19 protein-coding genes are annotated in these 18,759 nt (G+C 43.3%); 9 read left to right on the forward strand and 10 right to left on the reverse strand.

Translation table 11 applies throughout. The features are described 5' to 3' along the window. Positions 1–299 precede the first annotated feature (299 nt). The 8 genes from dnm_RS22130 to mnmL all read left to right on the forward strand — a co-directional run bounded on the left by dnm_RS22130 (position 300) and on the right by mnmL (position 8,586). Entirely contained in the window at positions 300–1,454 is a 1,155-nt protein-coding gene (locus tag dnm_RS22130; RefSeq protein ID WP_207679066.1) for a hypothetical protein, read from the forward strand. After that, entirely contained in the window at positions 1,429–2,475 is a 1,047-nt protein-coding gene (locus dnm_RS22135) for a hypothetical protein (protein ID WP_207679067.1), read from the forward strand. The genes dnm_RS22130 and dnm_RS22135 overlap by 26 nt, the downstream gene beginning before the upstream one ends. A 54-nt stretch (positions 2,476–2,529) precedes the next feature. Further along, positions 2,530–2,697, forward strand: a complete 168-nt coding sequence (locus dnm_RS22140; protein WP_492208007.1) for a RelB antitoxin-like protein — start codon at positions 2,530–2,532, stop codon at positions 2,695–2,697. A gap of 628 nt (positions 2,698–3,325) precedes the next feature. Continuing rightward, on the forward strand, positions 3,326–4,690 hold the full coding sequence (locus dnm_RS22145) for a hypothetical protein (RefSeq protein ID WP_207679069.1): 1,365 nt from the start codon (positions 3,326–3,328) through the stop codon (positions 4,688–4,690). A gap of 330 nt (positions 4,691–5,020) precedes the next feature. After that, a complete protein-coding gene (locus dnm_RS22150) occupies positions 5,021–5,557 on the forward strand; it encodes a tellurite resistance TerB family protein (RefSeq protein ID WP_207679070.1) in 537 nt (178 codons plus the stop codon). Between the two features lie 12 nt (positions 5,558–5,569). Beyond that, positions 5,570–6,316, forward strand: coding sequence for a superoxide dismutase (locus dnm_RS22155; RefSeq protein WP_207679071.1), 747 nt, complete (start codon positions 5,570–5,572; stop codon positions 6,314–6,316). A 386-nt stretch (positions 6,317–6,702) separates the two neighbouring features. Beyond that, on the forward strand, positions 6,703–7,506 hold the full coding sequence (locus dnm_RS22160; protein ID WP_207679072.1) for a hypothetical protein: 804 nt from the start codon (positions 6,703–6,705) through the stop codon (positions 7,504–7,506). A gap of 156 nt (positions 7,507–7,662) precedes the next feature. Beyond that, the gene (gene mnmL, locus dnm_RS22165; protein WP_207679073.1) at positions 7,663–8,586 is read left to right on the forward strand and encodes a tRNA modification radical SAM protein MnmL/YtqA; all 924 of its coding nucleotides are present in this window, start codon (positions 7,663–7,665) and stop codon (positions 8,584–8,586) included. 3 nt (positions 8,587–8,589) lie between these two features. On the opposite strand, the gene dnm_RS22170 is transcribed toward mnmL, so the two are convergent. Together dnm_RS22170 and dnm_RS22175 are read right to left on the reverse strand one after the other, a co-directional pair. Next, the gene (locus tag dnm_RS22170) at positions 8,590–8,928 is read right to left on the reverse strand and encodes a hypothetical protein (RefSeq protein ID WP_207679074.1); all 339 of its coding nucleotides are present in this window, start codon (positions 8,926–8,928) and stop codon (positions 8,590–8,592) included. 45 nt (positions 8,929–8,973) lie between these two features. Beyond that, positions 8,974–9,786, reverse strand: coding sequence for a ParA family protein (locus dnm_RS22175; protein WP_207679075.1), 813 nt, complete (start codon positions 9,784–9,786; stop codon positions 8,974–8,976). A 124-nt stretch (positions 9,787–9,910) separates the two neighbouring features. Between dnm_RS22175 and dnm_RS31680 the strand changes: the two genes are divergently transcribed. Continuing rightward, on the forward strand, positions 9,911–10,195 hold the full coding sequence (locus dnm_RS31680; RefSeq protein WP_353740348.1) for a toll/interleukin-1 receptor domain-containing protein: 285 nt from the start codon (positions 9,911–9,913) through the stop codon (positions 10,193–10,195). Positions 10,196–10,587: 392 nt separating this feature from the next. On the opposite strand, the gene dnm_RS22185 is transcribed toward dnm_RS31680, so the two are convergent. The 8 genes from dnm_RS22185 to dnm_RS22220 form a co-directional block, all read right to left on the reverse strand. Further along, the gene (locus dnm_RS22185; RefSeq protein ID WP_207679077.1) at positions 10,588–11,415 is read right to left on the reverse strand and encodes a putative universal stress family protein; all 828 of its coding nucleotides are present in this window, start codon (positions 11,413–11,415) and stop codon (positions 10,588–10,590) included. 219 nt (positions 11,416–11,634) lie between these two features. Continuing rightward, a complete protein-coding gene (locus tag dnm_RS22190; RefSeq protein ID WP_207679078.1) occupies positions 11,635–13,359 on the reverse strand; it encodes a chloride channel protein in 1,725 nt (574 codons plus the stop codon). 88 nt (positions 13,360–13,447) lie between these two features. Beyond that, on the reverse strand, positions 13,448–14,554 hold the full coding sequence (locus dnm_RS22195) for a hypothetical protein (protein WP_207679079.1): 1,107 nt from the start codon (positions 14,552–14,554) through the stop codon (positions 13,448–13,450). Then, a complete protein-coding gene (gene yhdJ / locus dnm_RS22200) occupies positions 14,523–15,422 on the reverse strand; it encodes an adenine-specific DNA-methyltransferase (protein WP_207679080.1) in 900 nt (299 codons plus the stop codon). Before yhdJ ends, dnm_RS22195 begins: the two co-directional genes overlap by 32 nt. A 22-nt stretch (positions 15,423–15,444) precedes the next feature. Next, complete coding sequence (locus tag dnm_RS22205; protein WP_246556059.1) at positions 15,445–15,801, reverse strand: hypothetical protein; 357 nt, start codon at positions 15,799–15,801, stop codon at positions 15,445–15,447. Positions 15,802–15,894: 93 nt separating this feature from the next. After that, positions 15,895–16,473: an HNH endonuclease gene (locus dnm_RS22210; RefSeq protein ID WP_207679081.1), complete on the reverse strand. Its 579-nt coding sequence runs from the start codon at positions 16,471–16,473 to the stop codon at positions 15,895–15,897. A 163-nt stretch (positions 16,474–16,636) separates the two neighbouring features. After that, on the reverse strand, positions 16,637–17,530 hold the full coding sequence (locus dnm_RS22215) for a Bpu10I family restriction endonuclease (RefSeq protein WP_207679082.1): 894 nt from the start codon (positions 17,528–17,530) through the stop codon (positions 16,637–16,639). Beyond that, positions 17,527–18,714 carry a DNA methyltransferase gene (locus dnm_RS22220; RefSeq protein ID WP_207679083.1) on the reverse strand — a complete coding sequence of 396 codons (1,188 nt, stop codon included), beginning with the start codon at positions 18,712–18,714 and terminating at the stop codon, positions 17,527–17,529. Before dnm_RS22220 ends, dnm_RS22215 begins: the two co-directional genes overlap by 4 nt. Positions 18,715–18,759 lie beyond the last annotated feature (45 nt).

The raw sequence follows: 18,759 nt of genomic DNA on the forward strand, positions 1-18,759 counted from the left end.
AATGTCAGAAGACAAAAAATGTTGTAATGGCATTCCTGTTGACGTGAATGTATGTTTTGTGTATAGGTTTTATAATATCTGAATTTTTGTTAAAAAATATGAAAAACTAGGCATTCTTCATTTTTCGGTTAATATTTCAGTACAGGTCTGAAAAGTGTGAATTGTTTTTCAGGTAAAATGAAAGATGCCTGAATTCAGAATATTCTTTCTGAAAAACACACTGAATTCGCACTACTTTAGTTACACTCTTAAATCCAAATTTTGAAATAGGAAAAAATAAACAGAGGAGGTCAGCGAAAATGTCAGATAAAAATGAAACCGAAAACGCCATTATGAATGTGGATGAAAAGCTGGATGCAATACTCAGTAAATACAACGACCAGGCCAAACCGCAGAGCCCGGGCCACAGCACAGGATACAGACCCCCGGTAAATACCTACTATAGGGCCCAAAATGTTAAATCAGACTCCTTTGACGCACAAAATTTGCAAAAAGTTGTGGATGAAATCAAAGTGATCGAAGACGGTATCAGAAACATCATCGCGGCAAGAACCAAGAAAGTTATTGAAGAAAAGATCCCTGTAGAAAAACAGAGACCCGTAAAATATAATACGTTTGACAAAACCCTGGTTTCCCTGGGCCTCAAAAAGCAGCAAATGGAAACCTACACTGATTATGAAATTGTGAAAAAAGAGGTCCCCCGGCAGCCGGATGAGGTTCTTGTCTCTGAGTTCAGGGGGATGATCGAAGATTACATTAACAGTCTGAAGGGATTAAATGAAGGTCTGCGGGACACTGTTGTTGAGGTTGACGGCATTGTAAAAAATCTGACCGAAGTCAGTGATTCGTTTTCGGATCAGATACACAGCGACCGGAGGGCTTATGATGCTCAGATAAAATACAGCAAGGAGCTTGAAGGCCAGCTAAGGGAAATTGTGCTTATCCATGAATCCATGTCCCCGATACATGAACGCTATGCCCAGGTTGACAAAACAAGGGATCATCTTGAAATGGCGCTGAGAGAGAGCCAGGGAATGGAACTTAAATATAAAACAAATATTGACATGGGCGTGAAGTACCAGACCGCGCTGAAGAGCTACAGAACCCTGATCAATGATTTCAAAGAAACAGGCGATATCCATGTCAACATGGTTGACAAGTTCGCAGACGGCGCGGGGCATATGAAAATCGCAGTGGACAATGTTTCCAATATCTGCGCGGGGGTTGCAAAGGTGACCCAGTCCATGATCATGATCGTGGAAAGCATTGATGACGGTAACAGAGTGCTGGGCAGATATGCTTCGCTGATCGGGGACCAGATTTCGTCCACCCCGCAATGGCAGATGGAATACAACGCGTTGCAGGAAGCTGAAGCCAACTATAAAAAGAATGACGAAGTAAGGCTGAGACAAATCGAAGATAACAGGCATGAAATTGAGAACCTCATCAAATAAAACAGGTGAAATGAAAGCGGTCAGCATACAAGAGATTTCGAAATCCGTCCGAAGCATTAATGTGACGAAGTTTATATATCAGGTTGATCACTATCTGAAAACTTCGGCACAGACGATAAGACAAAGCCGTAATGGAACCGGAGCGGGCAAACGCTTGTTTCAGAAAATATGGTTTCTGACGAAGAAAAGAGGACATGGTGATTTATATGCTGAAATGGATCAGGAAGCTTCTGCAATACTTTCAAAATCTTCCCTGTCCCTGAAACAGATGTCAGACTTCCGATTCAGAATGAACGGACAATCCACAGGTGTTCCTGAAACTGACGAAAAAACGCGCGTGTATTTCAAAAAAATCAGGCGGCAGCAAGTGGAACTTCTGCTGGGAATTTCAGATGAAATCGAAATCATCCGAAATATCGTTAATCAATCCGGCCAAATGCGGGATATCATCCGAAACCATTCGGAAATCATGGAAAAAACCACATATCTCATTGATATTATGAGCCAAAGGTTTTCACAGCAATCCGCACTCCCGGCCCCCGGGCCTGAGCCGGAACACGGGAACACATCGCCATTAAAAACAGAAGATGATGATTCGGCCCTGCCTGTTTCTGTACCGGAGCCTGAAAAAGAAAGGGTTTTCTCGTTAAATACAACTGAGGATGAACTCAGACAGGCCCGGCATCTCAGCGACACATTTCGGAATATGAGGGAATATGAGGACAGTTTCGGAGCCAAACTCAACGGAAATTCGAAAAAGGGGTCTCTGGAAAAAGCCTCTGCCGCATATCATTATCTGGTTCAAAATTCTTATGAAGAGATTGAACAGCGAAAACAGAGGGTCATCACAGGGGTCAGAGAGTTGCGTCAGGGGTGTGATATTTTAAAAAAATTGGTAATAAAGGGCTATTCGGATCGGATACAGGGCGAACTCGACGTACTCATCTGGAAACACGATAACAGGGCTGATGAATTTCAAAGACACATCCTGGAATCCAGAGAAATGGGAAATGAGAAGTGAGATAGGCTGTCTGAATTCAGGCTTATCTTTGTTAGAAGATAATAACTGATTAATATAAATAAACATTATATTTATAATGAGGCTCGGAAACCTGTGGCTGTTCAGATACCGATTGCTGACTTTGAACGGTTTGAAGAGTTAATTGAAAATTACGGATTGCCCCGGCTGGTGGACAAAACTCGGACTGAAGAGCGGCTGACAGGTAAATCAGTGCTGAAATAAGTACCCAGCCATAAGTTTTCGATATTCGAACGGGAAGGAAACCCGGGTTTTTCCCCGGAATGATCCGTCGTCCCTGAAGAAAAAGCCCGGGTTTCTCGGCTGTTCGCGGAAAAAAAGATGTATAAAAAACTTTTGATCGGGTACTTATTATGAGTCTCTGAAAAATGAAATAGTAAGTTGAATATACAAAAACCTTCTTAAACTCGATGATCAAGTTTTTTTGTCATTCCTGCGAAAGCAGGAATCCGCCGCCGCCGGATTCCCGGAAGCGGCAAAAAACAGATTCTGTCGAACGGAATGACAAGCTTTTTGGCCAAACCGCATCAAAAAATTTATACATCGAGTTTAAAAAATTTGCCCGGCTGGCTGAAGAGATTCGGAAACATGGAGAAAAAATTGCCTGATTATAACAGATTTAGGGGAGGCCGACCAAGCCCCGCAGGGGCGGCATATTTGTAGCATTCGTTTATCATGCCGGCCGGGAAAGCCCCGTGGGGGCAGCATATTTGTATGCTACAAATATGCCGCCCCTGCGGGGCTTTTTACCGATTTCCCCTAAATCTGTTATAATCAGTAATTATTCAATAAGCCATTGGTTCAATGGCAATATCAGGAGTTATTAAAATAAATGGAAGAACCGCAAAAATACCAAAAAATTGAAAAAGAACTGGATAAAATTATTATTTCAGAACTGAATAACAGGTTCGGCGAAAAAGAAAAAAACCGGAATCCGACAAAAATTAACGATATCCTGGAGAAAAAAAACAGAGAACTCGTAACAGCCCATCAGAACGGCAGGGTCGCCTCAATGATCCCCATTATTTTCCGGTCATATTTACAGATAAAAGAAGGTGGGAAACTGTATTTTGAAAAAGAAGATCTAAGGAATAAAAAAGAATTTGAAATTTACCTCGGAAAGAAAAACAGACTTCGGGTACTTGTCAATGCGTCATTAAACGCATTGACCGAGGAAGACTTGATATATATCGTCCGTGACAAAAAAAAGACGTTTAATGATGAATATCGTAAGGCAGCAGAAGTCATGGAACTTGTCAGAAAGGCGCATGACATCAGACAAAGCTCGGATAAATCTGATTTGCCCGTCCCCAGAGATGAAGAAACAGCGATTTCATATCTGAGGGAAATAGCACCTCTGAATGTGGCATTGCAAAAAATAGAATCCCGATATATCGGACTTAAGCAGGAGCCTTACCTTTGTGAAATCCTGCAACAATTACAGCGCGCAATTAATCTCGGTTTTAAAAGCATCACCTTACAAAGCAAAAAAGCATCGGGGTTTCTCTTTGATCAGGCCAGCGCGATCTTTAAAAGCCATAAATCTGTCAGTGCCAGTATTGCCAGTATTGAATCTTTTATGAGGCAAAAAGAAGAACTGGTAAGGTATTACAGCCTGTTTGACAGCATCGGAGATGAGAACAGAAAAAAGCAGGTGGAATCTTTTATTTCAACCATCGAGGCGACCGTCAGCAAGATTCGGAAGGATATTGAGAAGCAAAAACAGCGTGAGACAGCGATTTCGGAAAAGAGTAACCAGGAAATACAAGAGGCTTACGAAAGTTTTTTGGATATAAAGAAAATGTACGCCGAGGGAGAATTCCGCGTAGAAAGCAAGCGGAAGAAAGCGGTTTCTTTGTTGAAAAAATGCCAGAATATTCTCAAGGCAAACGGACATCGGATAAAAGCAAGAGATATTGAAAGATTCCTGAATTCAACCGGCATTGAAAAAGCAGAAGATACGGAGTATATGCCGCAGGCGGAGAACTTGTTTTATAAAAGAGCGTTCCTGACAATTCTGCCTGTGACAATTTTCCTCGGGTTTCTGAATATTTATCAGTTCATATCAGGATATGAGGCAAAAGAAAGCCATAAGATTGCCCTGGTTGAAATGCAAAAAAAAAGGGAGCAAAACGCACTCAGATATCATCATAAAACAGAAATCGAAGAAGCCGTAAATGAACCAAGTGAAAAATGAGAATGTTTCTGGGGGTTTAGGTGCTAAGTGTCAGTTGTTCGTATCTTAAGCACCTGAGCAAAAGTTTTTTATACAGCTTTTTTTTTGTGATCGGCAGAGAAACCCGGGTTTTTCCTTTGTCGGAGAAGCATCATTCCGGAAAAAAAGCCGGGTTTCTTCCCCGTGCGAATATCGAAAACTTATGGTTAGATACTTAATCCTGAACTTCGTGTTTTTTCTATTGGAATTTATTTGGAAATTGGAAATTGGAATTTGTTATTTCCGGTTTATCCGGGTGAGGAAAGGCATTGAATTCCAGCAGATCAGGCTTTTTGGGAGGAGATAAATAAAATGGGTTTATTTGACAATGTAACAACATGGACAAAAACACAGGCTGCAAATCTTACCGAGGGCGTAAAAAAATTCAGGAATAAAAATTTCATGGAAGCAACGGTCGCGGGCTGTGCCATAGTTGCCTTTGCCAACGGAATCGTGAAGCCGGAAGAAAAGGCGAAAATGGCGGGCTTTATCCGAAGAAGTGAGGCATTGAATGTGTTTGATATGTCCCAGGTAATCACAGCTTTTGAAAAATACGTCCAAAGTTTTGAGTTCGATCTTCAAATTGGCAAGGCAGAAGCGCTTAGGACCATCAGCAAGATCAGAAAAAATTCAGATGAAGCCAGGCTTCTGATACGGGTGTGTTCCGCTATCGGGGCTGCTGATGGTGATTTTGACGAAGATGAAAAACAGGTTGTCAGAGAAATCTGTCAGGAACTGGGTCTGGATCCGAATGAGTTCGGTCTTCAGGTAAAAGCGCCGGCACCATCAGGTTCTCAGGAAATCAAGGGGAAAGATGATGGTATTCCGGAATGGATGCGAAAAAAATAAGGAGGTACGATCATGGAAAATTCTTGTACAAGAAGAGAAATGATGAAAGGGATCGGTGCGGCCACAATGGCCCTCGGATTGGAGGGCATTATGAGTTCAGCTTATGCGGCGGACACATCTTCAAAGGAGATAAAAAAAGCCGTTCAGGGAGGTGAGTGCAAACTGCCTCCTCTTCCCTATCCTTATGACGCGTTGGAACCTCACATAGACAAACAGACGCTGGAAATTCATCATGACCGGCATCACGCGGGATATGTTAAGAAATTTAACATTGCTCTGAAGAAATTGGCAGAAGCCAGGGCATCAGGAGATTTTGCGCTGATTAAGCACTGGTCAAAGGAACTGGCGTTTAACGGGTCCGGTCATGCGCTCCACAGTCTTTACTGGGCAAACATGAGTCCCGAAGGCGGCGCACCCGAAGGAGAATTGCTGGAAAATATCAACAAGAGTTTTGGCGGAGCTGATAAGTTCAAAAGTCAGTTTATGGCCGCGACAAAAGCTGTGGAAGGGAGCGGATGGGGCATTCTCGCTTATGAACCGTATATGGGGCAGCTTGTGATTCTTCAGGCGGAGAAACATCAGGATCTGACCATCTGGGGAGCCATTCCTCTCATGGTCTGTGATGTCTGGGAACATGCCTATTATCTCAAGTATCAGAACAAGCGGGGGGATTATGTGGCAAACTTCTGCAAGATCATCAACTGGAAGGAAGTTGAAAAGCGATATCAAAAGGTTAAAGGTGTGACAGGCTACAGATAGACCAAGAACTTTTTTCGCAGGGTGGTTGGTGGTATCCCCACCTGCCCTGCCTAAAACTATCCGGGACTCATCGTTAATTTTTATGGAAAAAAGATTTCGTAAAGTTACCCCCGCATCTCAAAAACATCTTTGATGGTCTGTGATGTCTGGGAAGTTTTTTTCTGTCAGTAGCCGAAACATGCAAAAAAACCGGGTAGTCCTGCACAAGCACAGTGTCCCGATAATCGGGGGACTGAACGGGATTCATCACTACCTTTGCAGGACTACCAAAAAAAGAAAGGAAGGCCTGATTTGTTGGGAATTTGATACCCGTTCAGTAACGACAAAAAAGATTATTTCATGGGCTTATTCCAGAGTACAGGCCTATTTTGTAGGAGTATCGTAACATGGAACAGCTATTTTCATGCCGAAATTGTGTTCATAATAGCAGCCAAAGCCTGAATATTGGTCAGGGAAGCGGCTTTTGTCTGCTTCATGATTCTATGCTGTTAGAACCGGATAAGACCACATGCAAGTATCTTCATAGAAAAGATTTACCCTGGTTCGTTGTAAACGAAGGCGTGTCTGAACATGCTGCTGAATTTGCGTCACTGGCAGGAATCGCTCTTTTGTATGAACGTAAACCTGTAAGCCAGATCAGGTACAGTGAGAAATTTGTTTGGGAACACGGCGATTTTGACCCTCTGACTCATGCTCTTGCTCAGTACAGCAAATCAGAACCATCCTGGGTGTTTATTCAGGCGATGTCCGGTGGTGTGGATGGGAGACGAACGCTCAGTCATGCATCGCTGGTGCGACGATTTATGAACCGCTGCGGAACATGGAAATCGTCATATCGCCTGCTGCTTGCTGTGCTTCAGGAAATAGATCAGGAACCCATTTTTGGAGAACGAGACTTGCATCTTCACAAAGGAGAAGCATACGAAGACATCGTCAGCGAGGCATTATGGGATGTATTTTTCTGCCGCATCGGAAGTGTTCAGGAGTACGGTTTTCACGCGGGAATAGAAGACCTGATGTGGGCAACTGACAGCTTAAACGGAGCGCTTTTGGATTTTGACTGGGCAATTTTGAAATCAGCACTGGAAGAAAAACGCGTGCAATGGACTCAGCTCATTATTACTCACGCAGAAAGTGAAAATGTATTCTTCCCGGACTCTGCCGGGCCTCAGAGTGATCCGCACTTATGAGGTAAATTCAATTATTCCGGCGGATAGCTACGCCTTTTTGCAGGCTGCCGTTGAATTCGGACAGCAAAATCGCCGCTCCTTCGGCGTTCTGCTTTTTTTTCACCGGAGAGTTGCGGCATTAAAAATATGACAGGCTAAAAACAGACTGAATTTCTTATGAAAAAAAGATTTAATGATTTAAACACCCATCTCAGAAGCATCTTCGGGTGCAGGGTTCAGAAGATAACCGTGGACGCGGGGCTTTCCTGCCCCAACAGAGACGGAACGCTTTCAACAGGCGGGTGCATTTATTGCAATGCCAGGGGATCCGGAACAGGGGCTTATGCAAAAGGTCTCAGCATCACCGAGCAGATCCTCCAAGGGAAAAAGGCACTGGCAAGACGTTATAAGGCAAAAAAATTCATTGCCTATTTCCAATCCTTTTCCAACACTTATGCCCCATTTGAGACGCTCAGAAGCCTTTATGAAGAGGCCCTTGCCATTGACGGCATTGTCGGGCTTTCAATCGGCACAAGGCCGGATTGTGTGGATGAACCGATTTTGGACCTCCTCCGGGATTATGCAAAAAATTACCTCATCTGGATGGAATACGGCCTGCAATCCGCCCATGACAAAACTCTTCGTTTTATCAACCGAGGGCATGATCTCCGATGTTTCAAAAACGCGGTAAATGCCACAAAGAACAGGGGAATAAAGATATGCGCGCATGTTATCCTGGGCCTTCCCGGAGAACAAAGAAAACATATGCTTGAAACAGCGAAAACCATTGCACAGGCAGGCATACATGGAATCAAACTTCATCTTCTCTATGTCATTAAGGGGACAAAGCTTGAAAAACTGTATCAGCAAGGCGCATACACCTGCCTTGAACAGCACGAATATGCTGATCTTATTTGCGATGTGCTGGAATATCTTCCCCCGGAAATGGTGATTCAGCGGCTTACCGGAGATCCTCATCCTGAAGAACTTGTCGCGCCGATGTGGTCTCTTAAAAAATCGGAAACCCTTACGCTTATAAAAGATACGCTGGAAAAAAGGGATTCATATCAGGGGAAAAAATATGAATCTCCGGTCAGTTAAAATTTATGATTCATCTGCAACAACGTCCTGAATAATATTCCCCACCTGAGTTCCCAACTGATCAATATTTTCTTCAGGCGTATCTTCCGGAGGAATATAATTTCCATCCCCGTCCAGTAAAACAGAAAGAGACAGCAGCACTTCGAATTCCATTTTATAACCCAGCTGATTATTATGAATAACCATTTCACCGCTGTTGACTTCAAGATCGTCGCTGATTTCCAGGTTGTGCTGATCTTCAAGAATTTTTTTTATCTCACTCAGATTGAGAGCAGCCTTTACCTTCTCGACCAACTCACTTTTCGCATTCTCAATGGCTTGCGAATTTGCAACTTTTGTCATTTTCGTCTCTCCTTAAATTATTCAATTGATCTCTTTCATTGCCGGTCAATGGCCAGGAAATGACAAGTAACTGTCTTTTTTGTGATTCTCATCTTTGGCTCTCCGCGCCATGATTTCTTCCGCGAGTTTAAAATAGCTTTGTGCGCCAACTGACTCAGGATCCAGCAGCAGAATCGGTCTTCCCACACTTGATGCTTCCCGTAACTGAACACTTCGGGGAATAACCGTCCTGAACACCGCATTTTTCAGATGACTCCGGGCATTTTTGGCGATTTGCCGGGACGTTTTTTCTCCCATATCATACATGGTCAGAAGAATGCCTGCCAGTCTGAGATCAGGGTTCAGTTTCTTCTTTATAAGACGAACAAATTGCAACAGTTGAATAAGGGATTCATATGCTAAAAATTCACATTGAAGGGGAATCAGTAAAAAATCAGCAGCCGTCATCGCGTTGATGGAAACAAGACTCAGCGAGGGCGGTGTGTCAATAATGATATGATCATAATGATCTTTGAAACGGGTGAGAAGATTGCGCAATATGTTTTCTTTTTCCGGTTTCGACATGAGTTCCATTTCAGCGCGGAAAAATTCACTATGAACAGGAATGGCTTTCAGGTGTTCAAGGTGAGTATCAAGAACCGTGTCTTCGATCAGAACTTTTCCAGACAAAGCATCATAGAGGGTTTTGGTGAGCTTCTGCTTGTTAAACCCGACCCCGGTTGTCGCACTTCCCTGGGGGTCGCAATCTATCAGCAGTGTTTTTTCTCCGCCCGAGGCAAAAGCCGCAGACAGATTCACAGCAGTGGTTGTTTTTCCCACCCCTCCTTTCAAACTGGCTATACAGATAATATGTCCCATATTCTCAATGTCTTATAAAAATAGATAGCGTTTTAATTTTCATTAATTTACTTGAGATGGCTTTGAGTGTCAATGAAAAACTGCCCGGCCGGCTGAACATCTGCTGACGCTGCCTGAAAAGCATCTGACCGATGCCGGACACCGGGTGTTTATTGACCGGCATATGAAAAGCGGTGATGAATGGGAAAACGTCATGACATATGAGATCAGAAATACCGACGCTGTGGTGATTTTGCTTTCACTGATTTCCGTGTATGGTGAGATGCCGGCATATGAAGCGGATTCTGACTTTACAGGAATGAGATGTTTTTGTGAGAAGAGGTTTGGAAAATTATGTGGGCGAAAAGAAGAATATCATACACATCCTCCGAAAACGGAAAAATTTTTTCTGTTTTTCCGTTTTTTGTGATGATTAAGCGGTTTATATTGATTAATCGCCTGGCCCAGCCGGCTCAGGTCCACATCTTTTGACCTGCAATTAACAACATCGCTGAAACCGTTTTTCAGACACCACTGTCTGAAAGTGTCATAAGGATCGGTGTTTTTTGTGTTTTCTAAGGATAACAGCATGATGACCCCCCTTTTTTTTGTGTGACGGCGAACCTGTCATTTATTTCCGTTTATGGTTTTAAGATATTTAAAACACCATGAAAAGTCAATAAGGCGGAGAGTGTATTCAGGAGGTGGGAATATCCTCCTTTCAGGGTAGTCATCTGAGAATGGCCCGGCAATTCATTACCGGGTGGGAAGCTGGGAATTGGAGCATGACTCTTGGAGAGCAGGTGGGGGGGCTTTGTTGAATTAGGTGGTCGCTGTATATTTTGGTCCCACGATCAGCAGATTATTAGATATAACTGACTGAATTTTTTCCATTTTACTTCCAAAAACAATATCTTTGATCAGCCCGTGTCCGAATGCCCCCAGGATGACAAGGCTGTCATGAGGCACCTCATAAAGATTCTCTTCAAATGTTCCCTTCTCAAAAATATGCCACTTGTCCGCATAAAGGGCCATATCTTCTTCGAGGTTCTCTTTTTGGATAATTTTTTCATAAACCTCCTTGTTTCGATTCTCCGCGTGGGTGAACACATCAAGGGGGATCCCGCTGACTCTGCTGATACGGCATCCCAGTCTGAGTGCTTTTACCGCGTTGGCAGACCCGCCGAAGAATACCGTTATGCTCTTCCAGGGCTTATACACAGGGCTGCTTATCAGGACCGGAAACCGTGCGGAAGTTACGATACGCCTCACTCTGGGGCCGATATAGCCAAGACCGATTTTTGAAGACAGGTCGCTGATGCTGCGGGGACAGCACATGAAATCAAAATTTGTCGGTATGTCAGGAAGTGTTGAGGCTGTGTAATTCTTTGGCTCCAGGAATCGCGGATTAAATCCCCCCTGCAAAAGCAGTTCCGTTGCATGGTCACTGGCCGTATTCGGAGCGGTGAGATAGGATTCATCAAGATCAACCTGAACCACGTCATTTTCAAAATACATCAGAAATTTTGTGAATTTGGGAATATAGATCGCGGGAGAGGCTCCGATTTTTTTGCAAAAATAGATGGACTGAAGCAGGGTTTCTCTCCCCAGGGGTGTGTTTCTGAAAATATGAAATAATTGAGTTTCCATGTAATTTTCCTCATCCGTATTTGATAATTTTTGCACCATGTCTGATACTTGGCCACATTGATTTTCAAACGCTGTTTCTTTGCCGGACGGGGATTGCAACCTCGTCCGGCAAAAAAATTTCCTACCAGTTCGTAGTTCCGCCTTCAGGCGGTGTGAGACCGCCTGAAGGCGGAACTATAACTGTCCGGAAAAGTGCGCTGATCGCCAAACACTGGTTTGTCAGTTGGTTGTCTGGACTCTGAGTTCTTTCCGATACTGATCCAGAAGCGTTGCCTTTGAGATCATCCCCAGGAATTTGTTATTCCCAATAACCGGCATACTGAACAGACGGTTTTTATTCATTCTGTGTAAAATTTCGGATAAATCATCATCCGGCCGGACTATCTGAACCCGGGGATTCATTATCTGCTCCAAAAATACGGCATCATACATCACCGGATTGAAAAGATAAGGCCGGATATCATCCAAATGAATCATCCCCAGGAAATCCCCGGTTTTTTCATCTTCCACGGGAAAATAATTCCGGTGGGATTTCTTTACAACTTCGATGAATTCCCTGAGCAGCATATTCGGCGTTACGGTAATACAGTCTTTTTCAAGAAGTTCCAGCACACTCAGGTCTGACAGCACGCGGGCATCTGTCCCCGGTCTCAGCAGCTGGCCTTTGTCAACCAGTTCTTTCAGATAAAAAGATGCCGGTTCAATATAATGGCACAGGGTCGAAGAGGTGGCAGAGACGATGATCAGCGGGAGAATGACATCATAGCCACCTGTGATTTCAACAATAAGAAAGATGCCGGTCAGCGGTGCCTGTAACATGCCGCTGATAATGCCTGCCATTCCCAGCAGCGCGAAACATCCCTCGTTTACCCATGAAACAGAAGGCCATAACAGCACAATGAACCGGTGATATGTCAGTCCCACAAGGCTTCCGATAACCAGCGAAGGGGCAAAAATACCGCCGGAGCCTCCCCACCCCAAAGTCAGGGCAGTGGCGAGTATTTTGGCAAGTGTTCCAATTGCCGCAATAAGAAGTCCCTGGGAAAATCCCCCTTCAATCATGGTGCGGATAGAGTGATATCCCTCTCCGAGTACCACAGGAAGAAATATGCCGATACCGCCGACAGCGCATCCTCCCACCGCGGCCCGCAGCCACAGAGGAAAAGGGACTTTGCCTGATATTTTGCGCATGGATCTGAGGAGCCGGGTCAGCAGAATCGAGGCCAGGGCCGTGCTGACGGCCAGACCAAAACAGGCCAGGATATCCACAAGATCAATGCTGAACTGACGATGGCTGAAAGGAATCTGGTTTCCCTGGAGGATACGGCTGACTTCGGTGCCTGCCACCGAGGCCATGGCAATGGGCACAATGTTTAAAGCTGTCCACTCACCGAGGATTACTTCCATGGTAAAGACCAGTCCTGCAATGGGCGCGTTAAATATGGAAGATATCGCGCCCGCGGCACCGCAGCCGACAATGGTTATCCGCTGCCGGTCATTTAAGGAAAAGAATTTTGCAATATTGGATCCGATGGATGCGCCGCTCATAACCACCGGGGCTTCAGGCCCTGCCGAACCACCGCTGCCAATGGTCAGACAACTGGATATCAGCCTGGAAAAGCTTGAGCGGAAACGCAAAAGCCCGCCATAGCGGGAGACGCTGTAAATGACCTCGGGAACGCCATGTCCTGCCCCTTCTTTTACAATTTTGTTCAGAAACAAAGAAGACAGTGCGGCCCCGGCCGCGGGAAGCACAAATGCCCACCACAGATGTCGGTAAGGATGGAGCCATTCCAGCATGGCGACAAGAGATTTGTTCAGGGCCAGCGCGGCCAGTCCGCTGCAAATGCCGACAATAATGCCGATGAACATGAGCAGCAGACGGTCGTCCGGCCGGAACATGATCCAATTTGCAATATATCGTAAGGGGTTTAAAATTCGCATCTTGATAACGTCTGAACTCAGGGGCGGCGGGGGATTTAGCGAAACCTTCAATTAAGGACACGCCCCCGCCGTCTGCTGCAATGATTGGTTAGCCCTCTTCATAGTTAAATTCAACTTTACTATGTTTTATAATTTCATTAAGAACTTCAGGCAATTCACCTTCTTTGACAACTTTTCTGAGTCGTTCTTTGAGAACAGGAATATTAATGATTTCCTCTATGCATTCCATATATTTTTTTATCACTTTCCTGACGCTGTAAGTTCTTTTAGCGGCTTTTTCCAGTTTTTCTTTTATATCATCAATTGAATCTTCTGATTTTATTACAAATGAAACGGGATACCTTTCAATTTTATCAATGTCCAGAAAGTATTTTTTAACGTCCAATGTCTCGGTTACCTGAAAAAATCTTCCAAGCGGTCGCATTACAAAATCTATACCACCGTCATTTGCATTTGTTCTTCCTGTTTTGTAAAGAATCAGGTTATGTTCTTTTATTTCATCAATTGAAAAACCGATGAAGACGGTCTGATCTTTATAAAAAGTTTTTAAGATGGAAAAACTTACAATTTCAAACACCCTTGCATCGATATTAACACCAAGAAGACTGTAAATAAACGATTCGACCTCGGAACTGTTCCTTTCATGAATTTTCTTTAATTTCTCACAGGTGTCTATAAAATTTTGAAATGCGCTCTGCTTGGCAGATACATATGAATCTATTATATCAACAACTGTCTTTGCAATATTGAAATCGACATCATGAAATCTGATCTTGAGAAGATTTTCGTTTATCCAGTATTTTTTGGTTTCAAGATTTCTCAGTATTGGTATGAATTCAGAAGTCTTAAAGTACTTTTTGTATTCATCGTTCATACGACTGTTGAGAGCATGATTTTGCAACTTAGCCCCAAAAGGAAGTTCTCTTTGGCGATTAAATATCGCACTGAACTGAGCTCCTTCGTAATCTTCATAGCCCTCTCTTTCATCAAAACCATTGCTGATATAATCTTCGACCAGAACATAAATCGCATATAAATTTGCAAAACTTCCCCTTGCTTTTGAACCTCTGGTTGCAGATCTGGTCTTGATATTGAGATATTGCAGAAGACTGCTTTTTTCAAAAACATCTCTGGCTCTTTCTCCGAAATTTTTTTCAAGAATTTCAATTATTTTTTTGGTAAACTGATGTTCCATATCCTTTTTTCCTCTCCGTAAACATCAGTATCTGTTCCGGTGAGTGATTTTTCCGTTCATATGTTCTTGGTTCTCTCTGCAATTTTTCTCCGTTATAATGAGACCGGATTCCGACACGCCTAAGACCGATTTTCACATATTCCTCCTCGATTTCAATGCCTATGCTGTTTCTGCCATATTTTTCCGCCACATATGATGTCGTAAAAGTTCCTGAAAACGGATCTAGAACAATGTCATCAGGGTTCGAACTTGCCTTTATTATTCGTTCCAGCAGGGCGACAGGCTTCTGCGTGGGATGATTCTCATATTCTTCCATTCTGTACCTGACTCTGGGAAAATGCCATACATTTCCCGGAACTTTTTTTGAATTATAGGGCTTGGGCTTTTCCCCTCTGTAGTCTATCAGCTTTCTTTTTGCTCCCGTTTTTGCTTCCACCAATATATCCTGGGAATTGAAAGTATATTTTTTTTTATCTCTGACACAGAAAAGAACCGGTTCATAAAGGGAACCGAAATACTTCCTTGCCTGCACCCCCGAACTGTCATATGTCCACACTATTCTTGACAGGATTTCCATTTTTTCTCTCAGATAGGTGTCAAATCGGGGCATTGACTGGGTTGATGCCATCAGATAGAAACTGCCGTCGGGTCTGAGTTTTTTTATACACAGATCAATCCATTCATAACTCCAGTTCAGGTATTCTTTCTCATCAGACCATCTGTCTTTTCTGCCGTTGAAGTTCTTGCCGATGTTATATGGCGGATCGGCAAAAACAAGATCCACGGAAGCATCGGGTATATGAGCTGATAAAACTTCCATGACATCACCATGAATTATCGCATGGTTTTCATTCTTATATATTTTCATAAATAATCTCAAGAAGGCTAATCTAAAAATAAGCGGAAAGGAAAGAATTATCACTCAGCTTTCCATTTTTCGTTTTGCTACTGTAACGGGAGACGCTGTAAATAACTTCGGGAACGCCATGTCCTGCCCCTTCTTTTACAATTTTGTTCAGAAACAAAGAAGACAGTGCGGCCCCGGCCGCGGGAAGCACAAATGCCCACCACAGGTGTCGGTACGGATGGAGCCATTCCAGCATGGCGACAAGAGATTTGTTCAGGGCCAGCGCGGCCAGTCCGCTGCAAATGCCGACAATAATGCCGATGAACATGAGCAGCAGACGGTCGTCCGGCCGGAACATGATCCAATTTGCAATATATCGTAAGGGTTTAAAAATGCGCATATTGATACACGTTTGAACTCAGCAGCAGGCGCACGGGGCGGTTGGAGCGAATGCGAAAACCGCCCCGGGTGACTTTCCTGCTGGAGTGACTGGTTATGCAAATTCCTTAATTGCTCTTTTCGCTGCCCTGTGCCAAGAATTTATATACTTATCATCTTTAGCCTCCGGGTGCATATCAATATATGACATAAACCAATTCAGTAATCCGTCCCATTCTTTAACGTCGCCAGGTTTATGTAATTTCCAGCCTACTTCCTTTAATAGCCAGCTCGATTTAATACTGTTTCTAAGCTGTGAAGTACAAACCCAGTTAGACGCTTTATCTTCGCCGCCACGAGTTACTGGAATGACATGGTCAATTGTCGGAAGCAGTTGCCAATACGCTAAATGACACTCAGACATCTTCCAGTTCTTATGAAAAGGAAATTCTATTGGCATTATATTTGATAATAGCCGTAGCACTGGAGGAAATACCATCTTTTCGCCGGAATATCGATCAATAAATCCATCTCTGCAAAATACCTTAGTTTTTTTGTATTCTGAGTATTGTCTGGCATTGCGAAGCAATGGTGTAAACGGATACTGTTTTTGTATGATTTCCTTTGCTTCAGCAACCGAACCATCCATAAGAATATCGCAGACCTTTTTTATTATTTCATGATTTGCATTCATTTTTTATCCATGCATAACTTGAAAATAAGCGGAGAGCGGAAAAATACCATTTTTTTCCATTTTCAGCAGATCAAAAATATTTTTCAGGATGTTGCTTCCGATAACCAATTATCCGGAGTGCAAAAATGAAGCGAATCGGAATTTCTTGATCCCAACCTAATGATTATACGAATGAACCTCTTTTTAAGGCTTCTTTTGGATCATACCAAACTGCATTTACGAAACTCTGCATTTCCTGAACAAAGTTCCATATCACATCTTTGGCAATGGGGAAATCCTTATGCTGTTTTTCAACTTCTGCCAATACCGGGCGTTTTTTGACGGGCAGTCTTTTGGCCTTTCTCAATAAAAAAACATTGTCAATTTCCGTTAGTCTGCAATCTTCCGGCAGCATATCCAAATATTCAACAAGTGCATAATACTTTGCAACAGGACATCCCTGCTTCAGCCTGCCTGCTGTGCCGGCACATTCCTGGAACATGGTTTTGTCGTAATTCACTTTTATTTCAGCAGCAAAGACAGACAAATAAAGCTCTCCGGCTGTTGTTCTGTCATTCTCAAATGCAGACGATGACGAAAACTGATAATGTATCTTCGTGCCGATTGTGAAATCCTGATCCTTTTGTTTCAATACAACCGACGGTTTTTCATTTAATGATGCAATCCCTTCCGGGCGGAAACTGAGTGACATAAAAGCTGTATGGGGACCGCAGTCAATTCTGAAATCATTTGGCAAGCCTTCGATAATTCTGTCATCGACAAGATATATCAGAAATTCCTCCAAAACTGAATTGTCAAGCTTCAGCTGCCCCTTTTGTCTTTTAAGAAAAGCCGAACCCCGTCTGGCTATGACATTCACCTCCAAAAAATCTTTATATTCATTGAGCAGGTCCACCATCTGATCAACACGCTTCTGCCTGACAGAAGTTAAGGATTTTAAGGATTTAACCCAGTCTTCATATCTGTCTGACACCTCTTCCAGTAATTTTTTGTCAGCGGAACACTTGGGATTTGTTATTGCCGCAGCCAGTTTGTCATGGTGTGGTGTCAGACTCATTTTTTTCCTCTGTAGCTGTATTTTGGGGATGATGAGACATTATCAGCCGATGACAGTGCTTTTTCCAAGTCAGACAGCGATTCGTCCGGAGCCCTTTTAAGCGCTTCTTTCAGATGGGAAATTGCGACTGTACGGGCAGATTTGTCAGTATTGCCATCAGAGCCGCCAGGTTTCAATGTCAGTATATCCTCATATATGGTAGTGCCAAATTTGTTTTTGAAAAATCTTTCAGACATGTCTGTGACAGAAAACAGTCCGGTCTCATTGCATATATCTTTAATGATTCTTCCATTGTAGAAAGGCGTTTTCCTGACATTTGACTCCCTGCCGATTATCATTATGGCTGTTCCGTCATCCGAAACTGATTTCCGCATGGAGAAAAGCGTCTGTGCCATATCTATGCAATACTGGATCACAGTGAGAAATCTGTTCCCCCTGTTTTTCCTGTTAGACCCGAATTCCGAACGTGCAACAGATAAAATATCAAAATCAAGCAGTTCCATGATAATCCTGTGATTCTGATGGTAATTGAACACATTGATGTACGGCGGACTTGTAATAATCAGATCTGTTTTTCTTTCAATGTGCTTATGCAAATTCCTGGCATCGGACAATAAGGCGGAAACAGAGGAGGACGATTCCGGCAGTGATAACAGAAACGAGGAAATCTCATTATATGCCTTGTGCCATGCCTGGCCGATATCCAGTTTTCTGCAATTCTCCATTTTAAAGAGAATATTCAGAATCAGCACAAGCTGGTTTCTGCCGCTGTGTGTGTCAACTGCTTTTTTGGAGAAGCGGATAAAATTTTCATAAGCCTTACGATAGTCAGATGACTTTTCTTTCTGATAAAGCGGTTTGTCCTGCAAATCTGACAACGGGACTGAGCAGGCCAGTTCCTGGCATAAATTCCGTTTTTCGGGGAGCGCAAACGCTCCGATCTTAAAGAACTTGGACATTGCATAGGCCGCAGGATTGACTTCACAGCCAATCACATCCAAATTTCTCTTCAGACTTTCCAGCAACACTGTCCCGCTTCCTGAAAACGGATCTGCAATCAGAGAATCAGAGTCGGCGTGAATATCCAAAAAGTATTCGACCAGTTCAGGCGTAAACTGCCCCCTCCAGGAAAACGGATTGCTCCTTGTTTTCTGAATCACATTAAGTTTGGCGGAACTATACATTATTATTTTTTATCCTATAATATCAGAGTTGAGCGGCGGGGGTTT

It is taken from the genome of Desulfonema magnum, from assembly GCF_017377395.1.
In the GTDB taxonomy this organism is placed as follows: domain Bacteria; phylum Desulfobacterota; class Desulfobacteria; order Desulfobacterales; family 4be13; genus Desulfonema_C; species Desulfonema_C magnum.

What these genes read in the sequence shown, in the direction of transcription:
- dnm_RS22170 (WP_207679074.1), bottom strand. Translation starts at nt 8,928, where the DNA reads ATGACAAAAGTTGCAAATTCGCAAGCCATTGAGAATGCGAAAAGTGAG.
- dnm_RS22195 (WP_207679079.1), bottom strand. Translation starts at nt 14,554, where the DNA reads ATGGAACATCAGTTTACCAAAAAAATAATTGAAATTCTTGAAAAAAAT.
- dnm_RS22210 (WP_207679081.1), bottom strand. Translation starts at nt 16,473, where the DNA reads ATGAATGCAAATCATGAAATAATAAAAAAGGTCTGCGATATTCTTATG.
- mnmL (WP_207679073.1), top strand. Translation starts at nt 7,663, where the DNA reads ATGAAAAAAAGATTTAATGATTTAAACACCCATCTCAGAAGCATCTTC.
- dnm_RS22160 (WP_207679072.1), top strand. Translation starts at nt 6,703, where the DNA reads ATGGAACAGCTATTTTCATGCCGAAATTGTGTTCATAATAGCAGCCAA.
- dnm_RS22155 (WP_207679071.1), top strand. Translation starts at nt 5,570, where the DNA reads ATGGAAAATTCTTGTACAAGAAGAGAAATGATGAAAGGGATCGGTGCG.
- dnm_RS22205 (WP_246556059.1), bottom strand. Translation starts at nt 15,801, where the DNA reads ATGCGCATTTTTAAACCCTTACGATATATTGCAAATTGGATCATGTTC.
- yhdJ (WP_207679080.1), bottom strand. Translation starts at nt 15,422, where the DNA reads ATGAAAATATATAAGAATGAAAACCATGCGATAATTCATGGTGATGTC.
- dnm_RS22150 (WP_207679070.1), top strand. Translation starts at nt 5,021, where the DNA reads ATGGGTTTATTTGACAATGTAACAACATGGACAAAAACACAGGCTGCA.
- dnm_RS22215 (WP_207679082.1), bottom strand. Translation starts at nt 17,530, where the DNA reads ATGAGTCTGACACCACACCATGACAAACTGGCTGCGGCAATAACAAAT.
- dnm_RS22190 (WP_207679078.1), bottom strand. Translation starts at nt 13,359, where the DNA reads ATGCGAATTTTAAACCCCTTACGATATATTGCAAATTGGATCATGTTC.
- dnm_RS22135 (WP_207679067.1), top strand. Translation starts at nt 1,429, where the DNA reads ATGAAATTGAGAACCTCATCAAATAAAACAGGTGAAATGAAAGCGGTC.
- dnm_RS22130 (WP_207679066.1), top strand. Translation starts at nt 300, where the DNA reads ATGTCAGATAAAAATGAAACCGAAAACGCCATTATGAATGTGGATGAA.
- dnm_RS22220 (WP_207679083.1), bottom strand. Translation starts at nt 18,714, where the DNA reads ATGTATAGTTCCGCCAAACTTAATGTGATTCAGAAAACAAGGAGCAAT.
- dnm_RS22175 (WP_207679075.1), bottom strand. Translation starts at nt 9,786, where the DNA reads ATGGGACATATTATCTGTATAGCCAGTTTGAAAGGAGGGGTGGGAAAA.
- dnm_RS22145 (WP_207679069.1), top strand. Translation starts at nt 3,326, where the DNA reads ATGGAAGAACCGCAAAAATACCAAAAAATTGAAAAAGAACTGGATAAA.
- dnm_RS22185 (WP_207679077.1), bottom strand. Translation starts at nt 11,415, where the DNA reads ATGGAAACTCAATTATTTCATATTTTCAGAAACACACCCCTGGGGAGA.